The sequence below is a fragment of the Nocardia sp. MDA0666 genome (genome assembly GCF_003023875.1).
Taxonomy (GTDB): domain Bacteria; phylum Actinomycetota; class Actinomycetes; order Mycobacteriales; family Mycobacteriaceae; genus Nocardia; species Nocardia aobensis.
This window is the reverse complement of record NZ_PYHT01000012.1, coordinates 94761-114366: the sequence shown is the minus strand read 5'-3', so window position 1 is coordinate 114366 and position 19606 is coordinate 94761. Positions and strand designations below refer to the sequence as shown.

Genomic DNA, 19606 nt, shown 5'->3' with positions numbered 1-19606 from the left:
AGGCAGCGGCTGAGCTCAAAATTCCAGCTCGGACCAGGGGATACTGATGGGGAACGGGTGGTTGATGGTGGCAGCACCCGCGTCGGCGGGAAACCAGGCTCCGGCGAGGACGTAGTTCGCGCGGTGCAACACTGGGATGCCGGGATCCGGCGGTTTCACCTCCGGGATCAGCGTGTAGGCGTGGATGTGCGCGATCTCGCTGCGATGTGTGGCGAGCGTAACCTCCCAGTACCACGGGATTCCCGCTCGTGCGTAGCGAGCCTTCTTCGCTTCCGTATCGGCATCCGAATTGGAAGGCGTTAGCACTTCGCCCACCAGAACCACCCGATCGGATCGGACATACTGGTACGGCTCCGGCAGACACCGGTAGATCATGAAGTCCGGTGTGACGAAATCCGACATGCCGATGCATCCGAAGAACACGCTGGTCCCGGTACTCACCCGCCAGCATTGCTCGGGATCCGCCTCCAGCGCTTTGACGCAGGTCCGCAGGCGATTCCAGAGCAAGTTGGTGAATTCGTGATGTTCGGATGGGCAGTGTGGTGTCCACACCACGCGCCCGTCCCAGAGCTCGATGCGCTCGACGATCTCATCGGGAAGCGCCGACAGTTCGTCCCAGGTCAAGTGCTCCGGGAGCTTGGGCCGCCTCGCCTGTGGGGCGGACATGCAGTCATGATAGCTGGTACGACTGCCGATCCAGTTTCGGCCAGCTAAACTAACTGCGAAAAGCTTTGCCAGATAGCGACCTCGGAACCCACGGCGGGAGAGACACGAGGCAGGTTGGGGTGGCGGGAGCAATTTTCCGTCTCACCGAAAGGCGATCTAGGTACGGCCTTGCGCGCAGATTTGCGGAGGTGTGCGAAAGGCGAAATGCATTGCGACGCAATAAGCATCCCTCCCCGGCCGACTCGCCGGAAGGGGTTGGATTGCGAAGGACGCAACCGGCTCCGCTCTGCACTAGGTACTGTGACCGCATGCCACCACCCAAGGGACCGTCCGTCGTCGTCGGATTTTCGGACAGCGACGTGCAGGCCCATCTGTTTGTCGACGACAAGAGTGTCAAGGTCAGTTCAGTGTCGTTCGAAATGACGACCAGGAGCGAAGGCGAACCGCGCCCGATCGGGCACTCAATCCGCGTTGTCCAGACGGATGTTGAGCTCCCCCTGAAAGCGAATGGCCAGCACCCACAGCGCCGTACACCCGCCGTCGTCGTCTATCCAGACGGGACGGTCTGGGTCGACCCGAAGATCAGGCGCGATTCGCGTTAGCCCTCCCGAATTCACCGCCGCCGCCCGAGGTCAGGGAGCCCGTCGGATACAATAGACCGGACCCCGACTTTGGGCATCGGGCGGCCGACCCGTACCAATTTATTATTCCCCGGCAACGGTTTTGGACCCAGTCGCGCGTACAGGCGACGACGAAGTTGGCGTGCCTTATCTACAAGCGCCCGCTCCTGGGCAGTGAGTGGCCGGGTAGATTCTGTTCGCTTGGCTGAACGCAGAAAGTCCTCAACGCGTTTAAGCTCCGCACGTGCGACCCGTTCGCGCTTGCTCGGGATCTTCGGCTCTTTGCCGCTCCCACCGTTGCGCTTGCCCATATAGCCGTGGTCGCACGCAGAGTGGCCTACCGTAAGATCGAGGCAGAAGTCGCAATGGTCGTTCCCTCATCGCAGAACGGTCCACCAGCGAAGCTGGCCCTATTCACCGCCGAGTCCTGCGCTTCATCGCCTCCTCAACTTCTGTCTTCTCCGACTGTTTGAGCCAACGACGACGGCCGCAGTTGGGTCAAAATGGGCCAATCGCATCTCAAAGGAACAATTTACGTCGACGGAGTGCGTCCCACGTCGTGAGTTCGTGAAGCAATGTATTTGCTGTTGGTGAGTACTCAAGAAGAACATCTTCGTCGGTCAACGGGCCAAAAGGGCCGACGATGTTCGGAGAAAGCAGCACCAGGCCGCACTCGCCGTTATTTCGAATATAGAGACCTGGATTATTGCCGAGCGCTCGCTGCTTAAGCACGCGCCGCCGGAATATGGACAGCATACCGTTGGTGAAAACATAAGGCGTCCTCCCACGGTCAAGGTGGGGTGGCGCAACTGCAATGTCTAGTGCCTGAGGAACCGCGCGGGTATATTCATCGAGCAGAACCGGGGTCGGGATTTGATCGATCATCCGCATGAGGTCGTCGGAGCTAGTGGTAGCAGTGCATGCGAGAGAGAAACAGCTGGCGAGGTGTGCGGTAAGCGCTTCGCTCGCATACGGTCGGCTGGGGGCGTCCATGACCGCCCTCATCAGGGTTGTGGCAGCTCGTCCTCTTGCGGCCGCAATCTCGTCTTTTAAGTCGATGGTGGGCAGCATCTCAGTCAGCGCAGAGTCGAGCGCCTGAGCGTCGCTGGCCGCGCCGTCGAATATGGCTCGGTGAAGTGGGTTGCGATCAGTAATCGCGTGCTCGCCGAACCATTTGATGAATGCTGCGATAGCGCCGGGATCCTCCATGGGAGCACCATCGCCGTCTGCGCCGAATATCATTGGCGGTGGCGGAGGAGTTCCAGGCAGCGAAAGTGACTGTACTGCCCCCATTGGCTCCCCTAAATCGATGCGAGCCCATGACAAACATGCGCGTGCGCGTTCGCGTGCGCGGAGGGTTTGCAGCTCCGGGTAAATGGTGACGTAAATCCACAGACGCGCCAATCGGAACCCGAAGCTACACAGCCAATGAGCACCGAATGTCGGGGTACGGTCTTCGGCTGCCACGGTGTCCAGCACTCGGAGTGTGAACTCAGGGGTCCTCGTATCGATGACGTGGTTTCTGAATTCGAGGGGGATCGAAGACCTTTCAGGTGCTGTGAGCAGGTCGCGGACATAGTCGCCAACGAGCCCCCATGTGCTACATATGACCGGCACTGCGTAGTCGTCCAGCATTCGTGCACGCCGGCGATGTCGGTGGTCGGACCGCAAATCTTCCCATGATGGCGTACGCTCCCACTCGGCTACTCCATGGTGCGCCAAATACCTTGTAGCGTCCTCTATTTCGGGTGACGTCGGATGCCAGCCGTTGCCGCTGAAGGACCCCGTGATCTTGCGGTGCAGCGGACTGCGGGGCACATCACCTAGGAAGTTGCCAGCGCGGGTGTCGGCGAGAAACCCTGCAGGGTTTACCCGTGCGACCGTCAGACCGACTGGGTTCCGCGTTTCGACTAGATATCGCGTGTCCTCCCAAACGATCCCGAAGCCGGTCGCGCCGTTGCGATCGGAATTGCGGGCGATGATATCCATAGCGCCGCTTACCAGGGTTCCGACCTTCTCCGCTGCCATTTCTGCATCGTGTGGAGTGAAGGTCAGGGTCATCGTCTCTATGTACTGCGGAGATATGAGCGACTGCCCCAAGCTGCTCCATGCCTCAGGAATGTGCACACTCAGTGATTTGTCAGGTCCAGCTTTCAGGCACAGTATCCGTAGTCCGTGCCAAGCCGTCAACGAGAGAAGGGAATGATCGAGCAGTGGCGAGTAATCGGTTGAGACGACGACGAAACAGATGTCAGTGCGGGCTGCGAAATGCAGGTGGTTTCGCAGTTCCTGTTCATAGGCCAAGAGCTCTGTGGCGGTCTCACGTGCGACTTTGCGGTTTCTTTTGAGTTCGAAAACCACGACCGTGCCTGTACTCGGCGAAATGTACAGCAAATCGGTAAAGAGAGCCTCTTTTCTATTGAGGGAGATCGATGCTCGGCTATCTGCCACAGGTGTGAGTGTGCCCAGTCTGCCTTCTACCATAAGCGCGGCCTCGGCTGCACGGTGCAGTACCAAATCGTCGAGAAGTAGGAGCGATTCCCCGTTACGATGCTGGTCTGCCGCGATAGCCCGTACATCTTCCCAGCCGGTCGTAGCCGTGACGAGCTGCCCCCGGTTGACGAGATCTTCGACGAAGTCCTGCAGTTCCTGTTCCAGCATCCCCCGGTATCCTCCGATCCGGCGCGTCAAACTCATTGAGGCGCAGAGAATTTCGATCCGACCCAGACTACCAACCAGCCAGATCGTTCGCGGGGCTCGAGTGCTGCTGACGAAAACGCTGTGATTACGTCCGCTTTGCTGCGGGTCATGTCGGTGACTCGCAGCGACAGCGATGCTGTGAGGAGAGTCGGTTCGCGTGGAATGGATCGGAGCTGGATGCAGCGGCGTAGCCGAGGCAGCGTCGGCCTCGGCTCAGAACTCCACCTCTGACCGGGGGTGCTGATGGGAAACGGGTGATTGATGGTGACCGTGCTCGAGCCGAGATCTGAACGCCCCACGGTTACAGGCCCACGAGACGCGGTATCACCACTGCGGCACGGTTTGAGCGGGGTGGCGCGGACCGCATCCGGGTGGCGGGGTGAGGGCGCTGGTGTAGTTCTCGCCCTCGGTGAGCGGGCTGGTGAGCGTGAGGCCGGCCGTCGCCATCCGGTCGTATTCGGCCAGGATCCAATCCTTCGAACGGTAACTGCCGTAGGTGGCTATTTCGGAGTTCTTGAGTCCGCCGCCGGAGGCGGATTGAAAGCTTTCCATGATGTACTCCACATCCGGGCGCTCGATTCCGTACAGGTGGAAGAAATATGCGTCCAGTTCGGCGCGGATACGGGCGCGGCGCTGCTCGTCCCATCGGAACGGTGGGTCGGTATCGTCGAGATCGCGGGCGAGTCCCGCCATATCCCATGCGGTATAGACCAATTCGAGTACTCGCGGAGTGAGGAACGGGGTGTGCGGTTCCATCTCGCCGGGCGTGGGGACCGGAAGCTGTTTCCATGTCATGAGCGCCATGTGGATACCGCCGACCTTCTGCCGGCTGACGAAGTCGAACACGAACGAGCTCTGGACGGCGATGAGGGCCGCGACGAGAGGAGGGGAAACGCGCGGAAACATCAGGGGGAGGGTATGCCCGGCTGCGGTACGCGGGAGGAAGCCGGGGATAGCCGTACGTTCATCGGTGGCGCGACAGACGTCGCGCCACCCGCAGAGCCATTGCCGATCCCAATGCAGTTGCTCCAACCGTTTCGCGACGCCTGGAATCTCCGTAGCCTTGTTATTTCGGACAGTGTCTATGAGTCCATCCTCAGCGATCCAGTAGCGCGGGGCGGCAGCCACGGATGAGTCGCTCTTTTCCGATGCCGAGAGACGCCGACGGTCTTCGTTGCCGGTCCCGTGAAATGAGTTCCAGCGGTGGTCGAAGTGGTGGATCATTTTCGACTCATACAGCGGAAGCATACGTTTGCCATCGCGAGTGAAGGTGTTCCCCCGCAACTCCCAGCCCTCGGCTTCGAGGCGGTCGGCCGTACGGAAGAGATCGGAGTCATCGGTCATGTTGAAGAGATTCTTGAAGGTGATCTGCCAGTGATTGCCGCCCTTGACCGCCTCATTCCACAGCACCGGCACGCGATGGTAGATGGCCGCGGTCAGGTCGGCGTCGCGACGGCTACGAAACACCGGCAGGTTCCCTGTGTTGGGATTGATCAGGCGAATTTCTTCGGGCGACAGCGTGAACCGCCGGTCGGTGTCGTCGAGATCGCTTGTGTCGGTGAGGTAGAAGGAGAAGGTGGTCGACGGTTCCCGCTGGCCTTTGCCGACAAGGGCGAGCAGGCAGAACTTTTGTCTGGAATCCACGCCTGGGAACAGCGGTTTACGGTTCTCGAAGTCGTAAAGCATGGAAATGGCCGCGCGGTCGGTGAAATCACCGAACAGGTGTTGCGCACCCGCGCCGGTCGCGATCGCGGTGGGAATGATGCATCCGATTCGGCCCTGTGGCGCGACGATGGTCGTAAACCGTTCGGCGAAAAGCTGATCGGTCGCCAGTGAGTTGACCCCCTTGACCGTCAGCCCCCGCCCGCACAGTGGGAATGCCCCGGAACTGCCCGCGAACAAGAATGTGGATTTCACCTTGCGGCGCGCCTCCATGTACCTGCTCCCGGCCTCCGGGACCTCGGCGATCCAGCGCTGTATTTCAGCACGCCGCGCGGCCCCTGACATCGCCGCGATGGACGGCTGCGCGGCCGCGAAATATTTCTTGTCCTCGAAATCGACCTTGTCCCATGGCGGATTGCCGAGCACGCAGGAGAAGCCACCGGACCATCCGGTGACCGAGTCGACACCGGAATTGTCCACGGGCACAACGAAAATCTCTGGAAACTCGACATGCCAGTGGAAAAAACGATACTCGTTGCGCAGCCGCACGATCTCGAGATGGGTCTCCTGCGGGGCCGCCGAGTCGCTCGGATTCTGTAGTGCGCGAAACACTCCGTCGGTCACTGGCGTGGGCGCGTCCTCGGTTTTGTGCCACATGAACGCCGCGCACCAGGCATCGGCGATGTGGCGGGCCCGGCGGTAGTCGGGGGAGTTCTCCCATTCCCGGTACGCGGCGGCCTGATGGCGGACGCGGGGCAGGGTGTCGGCCGGTGCGGCGGTGATACGGCGAAGGTCCTCGGCGAGAGTGGTATTGGCGACCTTGGTTTCCGCGATGAGGTCGAACAACCCGCCTTGCCCCGCTCGCTCGGCCTCGTTCTGGTCGGCGAAGCGTTTCACATAGGCGTCGTCATCGCCTTCCACCTTCTTGAACGCCTTGTCCGGGATACCGCCGCGCAGTAACGCCGGAGTGGCGCCGATGAGCCCGTTGCCGCACTTCACATGTGCGTCCAGGAAGCTCAGTGGCTGACCGGGCTCGAGCGCCTCCAGCCACAACGACACCTTGGCGAGTTCGACCGCCAACGGATTGAGATCGACGCCGTACACGCAGCGGGCGATGACCTCGTGCAGCGCGTGCCGAACCGCGTCCGGTGTCGGCTCGGGGTTGTGTTCGCGCACGGCCGCAACCTTTTTCGCGATGCGGCGTGCCGCAGCGACTAGGAAATGCCCCGAGCCGCAGGCGGGGTCGCAGACAGTCAACGACAGCAGTTGTTCGATGACGGCGTCGGAGGGATCGGGTTGCCCCGCCGCGGTGGCCATCGCCTCCCCACGTTTGACCGCGTCGTCGATGATCGGGTCCAGGGACGAATCGAGCAGGTTGTCGATCAACGAGGAGGGTGTGTAGTACGAGCCGGTGGTTTTGCGGGTATTACCCGCCAACAGCTCCAGCTCTAAGGTCCGCTCGATCGGGCTGTAGCGGGGGATCAGCTCCAGCAACGATTCGTAGATCGATCCGAGCTCCTCGGCGTCGAGGTGCTGGTAATCGACCGGCCGCACCCGCTGCGAACCCGGGTCGCGCACCTGGGCGAGATGTCGTACCGCGCCGAGCAGGTATTCGTTGGATAGCGCCACACCGCGCAAGGGTGCATCGGCATCGGTGTCGTCGAAGATACCGCCGAGACCCGGCAGGCCCAGTTCCGGGCGGCCGTCCTCCTCACCGAGCGCGTCAAGAACGATTCGCAGGGTGCGGTAAAGGTCGTCGTGTGCGGTGCCGCGGCGGCGTCGCGCCTGGGCACGTAACCGGGCCGTGGCGAAGTATCGAGCGTAGCGTTCGCGGGCCAGCGGGTCGGCATCCGGCCGGTGGAGGACATCGCGGTCCTCCGCGACGAAGACGAACAGCAGCCGGTAGACCAGCCGCAACAGGGCGTTGTGCAGGGCGTCGACGTCGAGATCCGCACGCAGAGCAGAGTTGTCCGGATGCCGGAGGAATCCGGTGCCCAGCGTGGTGATCGCCTTGGCCACACCGTCGCGCAACTGGTCCAGGGCCCGAGTTCCGGATGCGATCGCGTCGAGCCGCCAAGTCTCGAGCCAGCAGCCGGCCGGGGCGGCGCCGTCGGCGATCGCGAAGCGGGAGACGTGCAGCAGCCGATACAGCAGGACGAACTCGCTGAACAGCTCGCCGTCGAAGATCGCCTCCAGATCGAACTCGATATAGGACGCGGTGGCCAGGGCGCTCGAGTCGCGCAACAGCCGCAACTGGCGCCCGTTGGTGACCAGCGCCCACAGGTGCGCCTCGGTGCGGTTGAGACATTCCTGCACCAGCGATTGCGGTGGGACGGTACCGGCGCCGCCGGGGCGCTTGTCGAGCCAGTGCTGCCACGGGATCACGTGGATCGGCACATGATTCCACCGGTGGCTGATGTCGAAGGCCTTGCTGCCGTCATCGGATCGGATCCCGGCCGGGCCGACGGTGGTGAGCTCACCGAAACCCAATTCGGCGAACAAAGGTATGAGCCACTGGGTGATAGCGCGGCCGGTCGGGTCGGGCGGGGTTTCGGCAGGCGCGGTGAGAATCAGGTGCTCGCGCAATTCCTTCCACACCGAGACCAGATAATCCCAATGCCGTTCCGCCTCGTCGGCGACCGAACGGGAACCGATCACCCGGTAGCTCGACGGCTCGCTGCCGGCGACATCGGCGCCTTCGCCGATGCGGACGAGCATATCGGTGGGCAGCAGCCCGCCGACGGTGTGCACGGCGGAGAAGACCTGGTTGCGGGCGACGACGGACATCAGCGGGGACTCCCGGACACTGGCAGGTACACGTAGACGCCGAGGATGTCGGCGGGTTTCTGGACGGTCACGCCGACACCTCGGACGATCTCGCCGGCCGCGCTGCGGACCCGGCGGTGCGAGGAGAGCAGCTCGGCGGCGAGCTGCTCTCCGAAACTGTCCAGATGTGTTGTGGTGGCATCGAGTTCGTCCAGCACACGCTGTGTGGTGCGGGTGCCGAATACCGGGTCGGTGTTCTCGTCGGCGACGACATCCAGCAAGCTCAGCGATTGTTCGGGCGAGAGCCACGTGGCCGCCGCAGGTGAGCCCTGGAATGCGAGCAGGCGCGCGTCCTCGGCGATCAACTCCCGCTCGCTCGCCCGGGTCGGGAGGGTCAAACGGAAGCGATAGCGCACCAGCAGCATGGTTGTGCGGGTATCGACGCCGCGGGTGCGCACCACCCCGCAGCGGCGAGCGGGCCGCGCGCCGGAGGTCTTGTCGTCGAGTGCGGCGTCGAGAACGTATCCGGCGATCGCCGCGACGGCGGGGTCGGTGCGGACCAACGCGGCCTCCCCGCGCGCCACCGCCGCGGTGTCGCGGAAGGGCACCGGCCGCCCGGCCTCCACCGCGTCACCGCCGAGCATCGGCGCCAGCGCGTCGCGCAGCCCGATCGGAGTGCCGCTGAGATCGGCGGTGAATCCGCCCGACCCGTCATCGCGCAGCACCGCCTCCAGTGCGGTCAACGCGTATCGCGCGAACCCGCGGACCTCGTCCGCCCGGCCCAGGGTCTCGCGGATCGCGGCGACCTCCCGGGCGATCTCCTCAGGGTGGATGGAGCGTTGGGCGAATCGTGAACGAGAGGCCCTTTCCCGTTCCGCGGCCGACTTCCAGTCCGCCTCCAGTTCCCGCGCCCGGCGGTCGACGGTCTCGAGTTCGAACAGCGCATCCTGTTCGGCGCGCTGATTGCGCATCAACAGCCATTCCACGATCGCGTCGGTCACCGCGGCGGAGGCCGCGTCGGGAACAGAGACCGAGATGCCCAAATCCTTCTGGATCTGGCGGTGTTTGGTGATCAGAACCTCGAGCACCTTGCCGTCGATGCCGGTATCGCTGCCGACGAGGGTGATGACCCGCACGATGTCACGCTGTTGTCCGTACCGGTCGACCCGGCCTTCGCGCTGATCGTGACGGGTGGGGTTCCACGCCAGGTCGTAGTGGATCACGGCATCGAAGTGGTGTTGCAGATTCACGCCTTCGGACAGGCAGTCGGTGGCGATCAGCACCCGGCGGGAATCGTCGTGCTCGCCCGCTTCGTGCGCCAGGTGCTCGATGCGCTGCAGGCGTTGCTGTGGGGACAGCGCTCCGGTGACCGCCCGAACCACGGTACGAGCGCCGAGTTTTCCGTCGAGGTGCTCGGCGAGATATTCGGCGGTCGGGATGTAGCGGCAGAAGACGATGGGATGGTAGCCCTCGGCCAGTAGCGCTTTCAGGTGCTTCAGCAGGGCCGCCAGCTTCTTGTCGGCAGCTTTTCCCTCCAGCCGTTGGGCCCGTTCGGCCAGTTCCGCGAGCCGCCCGCCCGCGTCGTCGATTTCGGCGCCGGGTGCGACATCGCACCCTTCCAAAGCGTCGTCGTCGCTGGTGTCGCGTGTCAGCGGCGCGCCGAGCCGGTCGGCTTCGGCGGCGGTGGCGGCGAGCGCCGAGGCGGAGCGGGTGCGCAAGGTTTGCGCCGCGGCTCGCGGTGAGGAGACCAGCGACCGCAACAGTGCGATCGCAGACCACCAGGCGATGCGAGCATCACGCGTGCCGCGGTCGCCGGCCGCCGTGACACGTTCTCCCGCATAGGCGATGGCGTCGTCCAGCAATGCTCGGTACTCGGCGGAGAGCCGGTAGGTCTCGTCCTTGAACAAGCGGTCCGACGGGAAAACGGTATCCTCACGCAGGCTTTCGTCGGGCAGCCCATCGGATTTGGTGAGGAAGTGGCGCACGTCCGCGCGCTTGCGCTGCACGAAGTGCGCGGCCAGTGTCCGGCGTCCGGCTTCGGAATCGAGATCTGCGTGGGCCAACTCGGCCTTCACCAGACCGAGCAGGGCACGAAAGGCACTTTCCTTACCGCTGTGCGGGGTCGCGGTCATCAACAGCAGATGCCGACGCGAGTCCGCGGCGATCCGTTCGAGCAACTCGTGCCGGAGCTGGTTCTGCGCGGGGGCGTTCTCGGTGGCGACGACACAGGTGTGCGCCTCGTCAACGATGACCAGATCCGGGCAGTGCCGCACGAAGTCGTCACGGTGGCGGGTGGACTTGATGAAATCGGTGGACACGATCACGTGCGGGTGCCGGTCGAACAGCGACTGCCCCAGATCGAGGCCGCGTTCGAGTCGCGACACGGTGGAGGCGAGGACCAGTTCGGCGTCGATACCGAACTTGGTGCGAAGTTCGGACTGCCACTGCTCGGCCAGTGCCGGTGAGCACAACACTGCGAGCCGCGAAGCGCTGCCCTGGGCGAGGAGCTCACCGGCGATGAGCCCGGCCTCGATGGTCTTGCCGATCCCGACATCGTCGGCGATGAGCAGTCGTACGGTCTGTTGCCGCAACGCCATCATCAGTGGTACGAGCTGATAAGCGCGCGGTTCCACGGCGATGGCGGCCAGTGACCGGAACGGCCCGGCGCCCGAACGGAATCCGATCCGCAGCGCCGTGCGCAGCAGGCCCGCCGACAGTGCGTCACCGAGATCGCGTGCCGACGGCCGCGCGAATTCGGCGCTACGTACTTCTTCGAATGCCGGGAAGACGGCCGAGATGTCGTCGTCGCTGCCGCCGAGCGGGCGCAGCACCAGCATGTCGTCGGCGCTGTCGGGCTGCACGACCCAGTCGCGGCCGCGGGCGGTGACCAGCGAACCCGGCGAAAAGGTGGTTGTCATCGGCTACTGTGCTCCACTTCCAGGTCGAATGCCCGTACCGGGCCCGAAGTAGCGTTGAAACTCCGAGATGATGGCGATCCAGTCGCCATCATGCGGGAACCGCACAACGTCCCATCCTTGATCGAGCAACCGGTTCTCAGCTGCGTGATCGCGTTCGGCGACCTCGGCATGCTCGTGCACCGGGCCGTCGACGAAGATCGCGACATTGACACCGGGTAGACGGTAGGCGAAGTCGGGTCGGGCGTGAGCCTCCGGGACGAGCGTCTGCGCCTCGTCCGGAAGTCGCAGGCCGTTGTCCCCGAGCCAGGCGACCAACCGCTCCTCGAGCCGGGTATCGGATTGGCCGGCCAGCCGGGACAACTGCTCGGAGCGGGATTCGCCGCGCCCGGCCGCCAGCGCGGTGGCATCGGCGAAGCGCAACAGCAAGTCCCTGATCCCGTGGCGGTCGATGGCCCCATGATGGGCCTGATTGCCGTAGGTGAGCAGACAGTCGTAACAGCCCCGCGCGCAGGGCCGACCGGGATGCGGACCGCCGAGATCGGTACCGTCGGGCGCGAAATGGCAGATCTCGAGTGCGACGAGCGCCGCCGTACGCAAGGCGAGGGGGTCGGCCTGCAACTGGCGCAGGACGCCGGCTCCGCCCTCGGCGGCCTCGGTGAACAGCATCCGGTCACGGTCTCCGTCGTCGGGAGGCAGCAACTCGCTGGTCAGTTCGGCATCCTCGAGTTCGAAGGCCGCTTCGATACCCCGTTCCAGGGCATACATCAACGACAGTGCCTGGTCCGTGGGCAGGGCTTCGGCGAGCCGCAGCACCGCGATATTGCGGCGGTCCTGCACGAACGGGATGACGCGCTTCTTGCGGCGTCGTTCGTTGCCGTCGGCGTCGATAATCGGCATCTCGGTCGAGTCTCCGGAGGCCTCGTTCGCGTCGCGCTCGTTCATCCAGCGGCCGTCCGCCGGGTCCAGCCAATAGCCGGGCGGGTCGTCGGGTGCGGCTCGCAGTCGACCGATGTTGGTGATGCGGACCGTCGCGGAGTCTCCGTAGGACAGCGTGGCGATCGCGCCGCGTTCATCGCTGACCTTCGCGTCCCGGCGGCCTGGACGGGCGCCATGGTCGTGGAATCGATAGCTCGTGACGAGCCGGAAGCCGGCGCGCCGGCGTTCCTCCTCGTCGGAGGAAATCCGTTCACGCCGCCGGGTATAGACCGTATGCAGCTGCAGCAGTCCATGGGTGACCTCGCGTAACGGTTCATCACACATCTGACATCTGTCGGCATTGTGCTGCTCGTCGTGGTGATAGCCGCACGCGGTGCAGCGCTTGGCTTCGGAGGTCGCCAACTCGCCCCCGATATCGACCGGCAGCTGAATCCGGGTGACCTGGTAGCGCGCGCCCTCGTGATAGATGAGCGCGCCGGGGCCGAATTCACGGATCGCCAGGAAGCGCGGGCGTTGGATGTAGTCACCGTTGCCGAGGCGGCGGCCGGATTCGGGGATGTAGGCGGCCAGCGGCAGACGTGGAAACGAATAGCCCGGCAGAAAACCCTCGCTGGCCAGGTACCGGTACGGATAGAAGTCCGACAGCACCGAACGGTGCTCCGCGGTTTCGTTCTTCAGCAGATTGAGCTGTGTCTCGGCCTCCTTGCGCCGCCGAACCGCCGCATTGCGGTCGCGCTCGGACAGCGTGTGGTCGAGCACCCGGAGGTTCTGCTCGGCCTGATCGACCAGTGCGGCGCGAAACAGGTCACGCCAACGATCGAAGGCCCGGTCGAATTGCCGACCGGCGGCACGGACCGCGTCGGTGATCCACTTGTCGTGCCACCAAGCGGTATCGGCCAGCGCGGGGCCGAGATCGCCGAGCGCCGCACGGGTCGCCTCGATCGCTCGCTCCTGCGCATCACTGTCGTGCAGCGCGGCTCTGATGTGCTCGTGGAGCAGCAAAGCCGGATCGGGGCGGCGGGTGTCTTCCGGATAGCCGATGTCGATGATGTCCGGAATGGATTGGCTCAGTTTGAGTCCCGCCTCGGCGAGCCAGATCGCTTGCACATGCGAGCGAACCAGATCCTCGTTGGTCAGATCGAGTCGCGGCGGCGCCACAGCGCCGGCGACCATCCGATCGGAGCGCCTGAAATAGTACTGGTCGTGGCTGTTACCGGTGGCGCAGTAGGTGGTGACCAACGCCGGCTGGCCCGAACGCCCGGCGCGACCACTACGCTGCGCGTAATTGGCCGGAGTGGGCGGCACATTGCGCATCATCACGGCGTTGAGTTCGGCGATGTCGACACCCAATTCCATTGTGGGCGAACAATAGAGCAGTTTGAGATCACCATTGCGGAAAGCATCCTCGCGCCGTTCGCGTTCCACCGGGTCGACCTGCGCGGTGTGCTCGCGCGCGTACATCCCGGCGAGGGTGCCGGCCGCATTGCGATACAGGTCGCGGAAGAACGTGTTGACTCTCGGACCGTCCCCACTGGCATAGGTGCGAGTCAACGGATCGTGGGTGCCGAACTCCCCGGTTCCCGCTCGCCAGACGAGGGCCGCCGCGCAGATGCGATAGCCGGTCATCGTCGACCCGCCGCCGCGGCGGAAGCGACCGGCCCGCTGCGGGGTCGTCTCGACCTCGCGTACCAAGTTGGCACCAGCCAGCACCTTCAGTAGATCCACGATCACCTGCTGTGCGTCGTCGGTGGTCAGATCGGTGAAATGCACTCGGCGCAAATACTTTCCGAATTTTCCCCGCCCGGACAGGAACAGTCCGGAGCGGTCCATCCCCGGTCGAGAGCCCCGCGGATAGGCGGTGCCGACCTGCGGACGGTCGGAGGCGGAAAGCACCCACGGATCGACGAGCCGCTCCTCACTGGCACGGAGCAGATTGTCGAAATCGTCGCGGAAGTACTGCACATCGATGGCGAGTGCCCGGCGCATCTCGTCCAGGAGCACGCGCATGATCTCGGCACGCCGCCCCGGCTCGGCGTCCCGCAGCGCGGGTACGGCGTCCGCCCAGCGGGCCTGATTTTCGGCGAGCCAGTCCAGATCCTCGTAGTGGATGCGAAGCAGACCGGTCTGCTCCAGATTGGGCATCGTGACCCGCCACCCACGCTGCAGATCGAGGTAGAGCCGGAACGCGACGACATCGCGCAGAGTTTTGGCGGCGTTGCGGGCCAGAGACGGCGGCAGATCCACCTCGGCACCCGCGTAGTCGGTGACGCGCAACCCGAGAGTGTCGGTGACGCGGGCGGCCAGCTCTTCGTGCCGAATCCCCTCCTCGCCGGCGGTGCGGGTTGCCTCGTACAGGGCCGCGCGCAGCTGAGTGATCTGGACGAAGTCGTTGAAGTGTCCCGCTTGCAGCGAGGCGTCCTGCCGGTTGTCGACAAAGGTCAGCAACTTGCGTGCCCGGCGGTCGAGCGCCTCGGGCGCGATTTCGCTGAGCGAACGCACGATGGAGGCGGATACCAGTGACGTCGCCGACGAGCGGCCCTCTTGGTCGAGGCGGGCCAGCTTGGCGAAGTCTTTACCGCGCACCTGCTCGTAGCTCACCGCGCAGTGTAGGCAGAACAGGAACGGGGCCGGGATGAACGCGGCCTTCAGCTCCCCGACGTCTTCGTTCCCGTACGGGTCCACGGTGACCGCGCGCGGCAACCGTCGCTGGTAGGACTCGCGTACGCTTTCATACCCGTGATCGTCGACGTCGAGCCATGATTCGGGCAGCCGCCGTTCGGCGATCGCCTCCTCGGTCGTGGCCGGCCACGGCCGGTCGGAATCGACGTAGAGGTAACCGTCCCCGGTCCGCCCGCCGGTCGCGGACGTGTCCGGGCGTGGTTCGTATCGGTAGCGGCCGTCCTCGAGCGTCCGCCAGACCGTCAGGTACTCCTGACCGCACTCGCGGCAAAATGACAGTGGCAGGAGGACTTTGCCGTCGGTTCCGGGTTGTACGCGTTGATAGTCCCGGGTGAGATGGCGAATCGAAGGATCTTCGAGGGTGACATGCACGGTGTCGCCCTTGGACAAGAATTGGTGCAGACGAAACGCGAACAGGGGGCGGTCCGTCACCGGATTACGGGCCTCGGAACCCGATTTGAGCGTCCGGCGGATTGCCTCGGCGCAGATCTCCTCGGATTCGCCGCTGGTGCGGGCCAATTCGGCGGCCGCCTCTTCGATCTTGGCCGGGTGCTGCCGAACCAGCCTGCCGGTTGTCTGCTCGGTCGTCAGGCCGAAGCGCGTCTCGATCCATCGCGCGAGTGGATCGCCAACCAATTCCGCGTACGTCCGCGGCGCGTCGAGTCGCCGCAACCGTTCGGCGGGCACCGTGGCGGGAGGCTCACCGGTAGCCCGCACCAGGGTCTCGCCGATCACGTTCTCGGGCCGTACGGGCGTACCGAACAGGGTCGAGGCGACCTGCGCGACCACTCGCTGCTGATCGGCGAAGGTGCCTTCGCTGGACATGGTGGCGGACGTGCCCACACACTGCAGCTGCGCGGCCTCGCAGGCCTGTCGGACCCGTCGGATCAGCAGCGCCACATCCGCACCCTGGCGGCCGCGGTAGGTGTGCAGCTCGTCGAAGACCAGGAACTCCAGCCCGCGTGCCATCTTGATCAGCGAACGCCGGTCGTCGGGGCGGGTCAACATCAATTCCAGCATCACGTAATTAGTGAGCAGGATATCGGGCGGGTCGTCGCGGATCTGCTTGCGCCGCTGGTCATCTTCCTGGCCGGTGTAGCGCGCGTAGGTCACCGGCTCACGGCCTTTGCCGTATCCGTCGAGCAGAAATTTGTCCAGCTCCTTGAGCTGGCTGTTGGCCAGCGCGTTCATCGGGTAGACGATGATCGCGCGGACCCGCTTGGCGGCGCCGGAACCCTCCCGTTGCCTGGCCTCGAGCACCTTGTGGACGATCGGCACGATGTACGACAGCGACTTGCCGGAACCGGTGCCGGTGGTCAGAACATAGGACTCGCCGGAAGCCGCGAGATCGATGGCCTCGCGCTGGTGGCGGTGCAGGGTGAGCGGCCGGCCATCGCTGACGGCGCCGCCTTCGGTCTTGCCCGCCTGAAAGATTCGGGTGCACTCGTCGTGCAGGACGCCGGCGTTGGCGAGCTCCAGCACGGTGCCGCCGGAGGCGAAGAACGGGTTGAGCGACAACCACGGGTCGGGCCACTGCGACTTGGAATCCAAGTCCTGCTCGACGTACGCGGCGATCCGTTCATCACGGATCACCGTGCCGCCCTCGGTGAATGCGCGGTAGTCCGATATCAGCCTGCGGTGCACATCGAAGACGTCCATCCCGACCGGCTGTCGTGGGGCCTCGCGGATGAGTGCCTCGCCTGCCGGTTGGACGGTCTCGTTCTGGGTGAGCCGCCGCACCGGATCGAAGGCATCCCAGCCCGGGACGCTCACGTCATCAGTGGCAAGCGGTATCAGCGCATCTCGGACGGCGACTGCGTCGACGGGCCGATCGGCCGGGTCCTTTGCGAGCAGCTGGTAGATCAGCCTGGCCAGATCGGCGGGCACCTCCGCGCGGATCGGACGCAGGGCGGGGGGAGCGTCATTGAGGTGCTTTTCACCAAGGGCGTGCGCGGACTCGCTGTGGAACGGCGGGACGCCCGCGAGCAGCTCGAACAGCACACAGCCCAACGCGTACAGGTCGGCCGCCGGACCGACCGCCGATTCGCGGAACTGCTCCGGGGCCATGTAGCGGGCGGTCCCGACGGTGATGCCGGTACTGGTGATACGCGGGTTCTTGACATCCTCGAGCATCCGGCCCATGCCGAAGTCGAGGACCTTCACCAGACCGCCGCGCAACAGCATGACATTCGACGGCTTGAGGTCACGATGCACAACCCCCGCCGCGTGCGCCGCGGACAGACCATCCGCGATCTGTGCGCCGAGTGCGGCCGCCCAGCCGACGGGAAGCTGCGGGCACTCACCTATGAGGTCGTGCAAGGAGTACCCGTCGAGTAGCTCCATCGCCAGATACGGCGAGCCGTCCGGAGCCACGCCGCCATCAATGGTGCGAGGCAGGTTAGGGTGTACGAGTTTTCGCATGATGCGGACTTCGCGGTCGAATCGCTCGACCAGCTTTGTGTCGTCTGCCGAACCGGCTCTCTCACGCAGAATCTGCTTGACGGCCAGTTTCCGGTCCATCGAATCCTGCGGCGCGCGCAGGTCCTCCGCCTCGTGGACCTCGCCCATATTGCCCTTGCCGAGCGGGCCGAGCAGCCGAAACCTGCCGGCCACGAGCTCATGATTCGCGGGCATTTCCGTCCTCCCCATCGGTATTGCGGTCACTGATGGTGTCGTTGCCGACACGATTTCGTAACACGTTGCCGGGCTTCGTGATCGATCCGCAATCCAGGTTCCCGGCGGCGATGGCGTCGGTCAGATCCGTGGCGAATGCGTGACCACGATCGGCCAGTTCGCGCAGACCGCGGTCGAAATCGTGGATACGCCTCAGGTTTTCGCCGATCCGGCGCTGTTCGTGGATGTCGAGCAGCGGCATCTCTACTTTGCGGAAGTCGACTCGATGTGACCCCGACGATGTGGACGCGCTGCGCAGCAGGGCCCGTGTTCGCAGCATCCCGGCCAGGAACTGCGGGTCGAGGCGATCAGGGTCGGCTCGTAATAGGTGCACGCTGTGCCCCAATATCCAGCCGTCGGCGTCGATGACCTCGGCGCAGGGCCGTTCACCCCCGAAGACTGCGGGGGCGACGACATCGCCTCGGCGAAGTTCGATGACATCGTCTGGGGCTGCGATCAGTCGTAACGAGGGCGGCGATCCGGTTGCGACGTCCCGGCCGGACAAGACATGTGGTCCGCTCGCGTCGAGGGCATCGGTAGTCTCCAGCCCGCGGGCCTGCTGCCGGACAGTGACGGCGCCGGCACGCGCGAGGTCGTTGATCGTTGTTGTGCCGCGACTGTCGGGCTTCGTCCGGATCACGGTTTTCGGCAGGTGCGCGGCCAGCGCTCGGAGATCCGAGGCCAGGCGGGAGTTTTCCCGCTGCATTCGCTCGACATCCAATGGTGCCGTGGGCGGCGGTAGATAGCGCGAAGGAGTCAAATCGACCTCTTCGTCGAGGAGATCGATGACGTCGACCGTGCGCTGGCGGCCGGCGATCTCGGTAACCGCTGCGGTTTCGCGGAATTCTCGCCACGGGCCCGTCACCGCGGCAGCGATGGCACGCCAATCCGCGTCGCCGCGGCGACGCGGCGCGAGGTGGTTCGTGTCGACCAGAAGTACCGGGCCGACCCCGGAATCGTCGGGATTACGCAAAACCCACACGTGCAGCGCGATCGCGGTCGACTTCAATACACCTGCCGGTAGGCCGACGACCGCACGCAGCGCTCCGGCCCGCAACAGCTGCTTGCGAATCGAGCGCCCGGCCCGGCGTGCGGAGGCGCTCGCAGGCATGACTATCACCACGGTGCCACCGGTCGCGGTCCGGGCCAGGCAGTGTTGCACCCATGCCAGCTCCGGCTCGGTCTTCGGCGGTACCCCGTACGTCCAGCGCGGATCGATCATCAGATCTTCGCTGCCCCAGGCGCGGTACCCGAACGGCGGATCACATACAACCACATCGGCGCGCAATCGTTCGTGAGCGTCTGCACGCAGTGAGTCACCCGCCACGACCGTTTCGACGCTCGCGCCGGTGAAGCTCAGCCGGGCCGTTGCCAACTGGGCGAGCGCAGGGTCGAGTTCCTGACCGTGCACGACGTGCGCTCCGTGGCGCGCTGCCGTGCGTAACACTGTGGCGCAGCCACAAGCCGGGTCGAACACGCTGCCGGTGAGTGGTTCGGCAAGCTCGATCATCAGATCGGCGAGGCCCTGTGGTGTCGAAAGATGTTGCCGCTGCTGTCGTTCGAATAGCCGACTGATCAGGTACTCCACCGTGTCAGCGCGCGCGGGGCCATCCAGCTCGGCCGTCTGCCTGAGGATCTGCGGCTGTATGTGCGCTCCGTCGGACAGCTCGGCCAGGTGGGCGGCCAACCGTGCAACGGAACCCGGCAGGCCGGAGTCGCCGACGGCGGATTCGATTGTCCGCCACAACTTCTCGGATGATGGGGCCGTGAGGCGGCCCTTTGCGCGAAGCCACCCTGTTACCTCCGAGTACCGGAACATCGGGCCGGCCCCGGCCCCGGCGACGGGATCGGGGAAATCGGCGTACCGGCGACGCCAATTACTCACCGCCGCGCGCCCCACGCCGGCCAGTTCGGCGATCTCGGATGAGGTCACCAACAATTCGTCTGACATGCCACCACCTCGACTCGTTCAGCAACGATAGCATA

8 protein-coding genes are annotated in these 19606 nt (G+C 64.8%); 2 read left to right on the top strand and 6 right to left on the bottom strand.

All coding sequences use genetic code 11. The features are described from left to right. Positions 1-15: 15 nt before the first annotated feature. Complete coding sequence (locus tag C8258_RS18385; protein ID WP_106956236.1) at positions 16-666, bottom strand: Uma2 family endonuclease; 651 nt, start codon at positions 664-666, stop codon at positions 16-18. Between the two features lie 308 nt (positions 667-974). On the opposite strand from C8258_RS18385, the gene C8258_RS18380 reads away from it, so the two are divergent. After that, complete coding sequence (locus C8258_RS18380; RefSeq protein WP_146161265.1) at positions 975-1268, top strand: hypothetical protein; 294 nt, start codon at positions 975-977, stop codon at positions 1266-1268. A 537-nt stretch (positions 1269-1805) separates the two neighbouring features. Here the strand turns inward: C8258_RS18380 and C8258_RS32300 are convergent. Together C8258_RS32300 and C8258_RS18370 are read right to left on the bottom strand one after the other, a co-directional pair. Beyond that, complete coding sequence (locus tag C8258_RS32300; protein ID WP_146161264.1) at positions 1806-3947, bottom strand: hypothetical protein; 2142 nt, start codon at positions 3945-3947, stop codon at positions 1806-1808. A 363-nt stretch (positions 3948-4310) separates the two neighbouring features. Beyond that, positions 4311-7565 carry a DNA methyltransferase gene (locus C8258_RS18370; protein ID WP_233225173.1) on the bottom strand — a complete coding sequence of 1085 codons (3255 nt, stop codon included), beginning with the start codon at positions 7563-7565 and terminating at the stop codon, positions 4311-4313. On the opposite strand from C8258_RS18370, the gene C8258_RS33250 reads away from it, so the two are divergent. Further along, a complete protein-coding gene (locus C8258_RS33250; RefSeq protein ID WP_233225172.1) occupies positions 7506-8471 on the top strand; it encodes a hypothetical protein in 966 nt (321 codons plus the stop codon). The genes C8258_RS18370 and C8258_RS33250 overlap by 60 nt on opposite strands. Here C8258_RS33250 and C8258_RS18365 read toward each other — a convergent pair. Genes C8258_RS18365 through C8258_RS18355 form a run of 3 tightly spaced genes read right to left on the bottom strand, consistent with a single transcriptional unit; the run spans position 8435 to position 19571 of the window. After that, on the bottom strand, positions 8435-11332 hold the full coding sequence (locus tag C8258_RS18365) for a DEAD/DEAH box helicase (RefSeq protein WP_106956232.1): 2898 nt from the start codon (positions 11330-11332) through the stop codon (positions 8435-8437). The two genes, C8258_RS33250 and C8258_RS18365, sit on opposite strands and share 37 nt — an antisense overlap. Positions 11333-11335: 3 nt before the next feature. After that, a complete protein-coding gene (locus tag C8258_RS18360) occupies positions 11336-17581 on the bottom strand; it encodes a protein kinase (RefSeq protein WP_106956231.1) in 6246 nt (2081 codons plus the stop codon). Next, positions 17565-19571: an N-6 DNA methylase gene (locus tag C8258_RS18355; RefSeq protein ID WP_106956230.1), complete on the bottom strand. Its 2007-nt coding sequence runs from the start codon at positions 19569-19571 to the stop codon at positions 17565-17567. The genes C8258_RS18360 and C8258_RS18355 overlap by 17 nt, the downstream gene beginning before the upstream one ends. Positions 19572-19606: the final 35 nt, after the last annotated feature.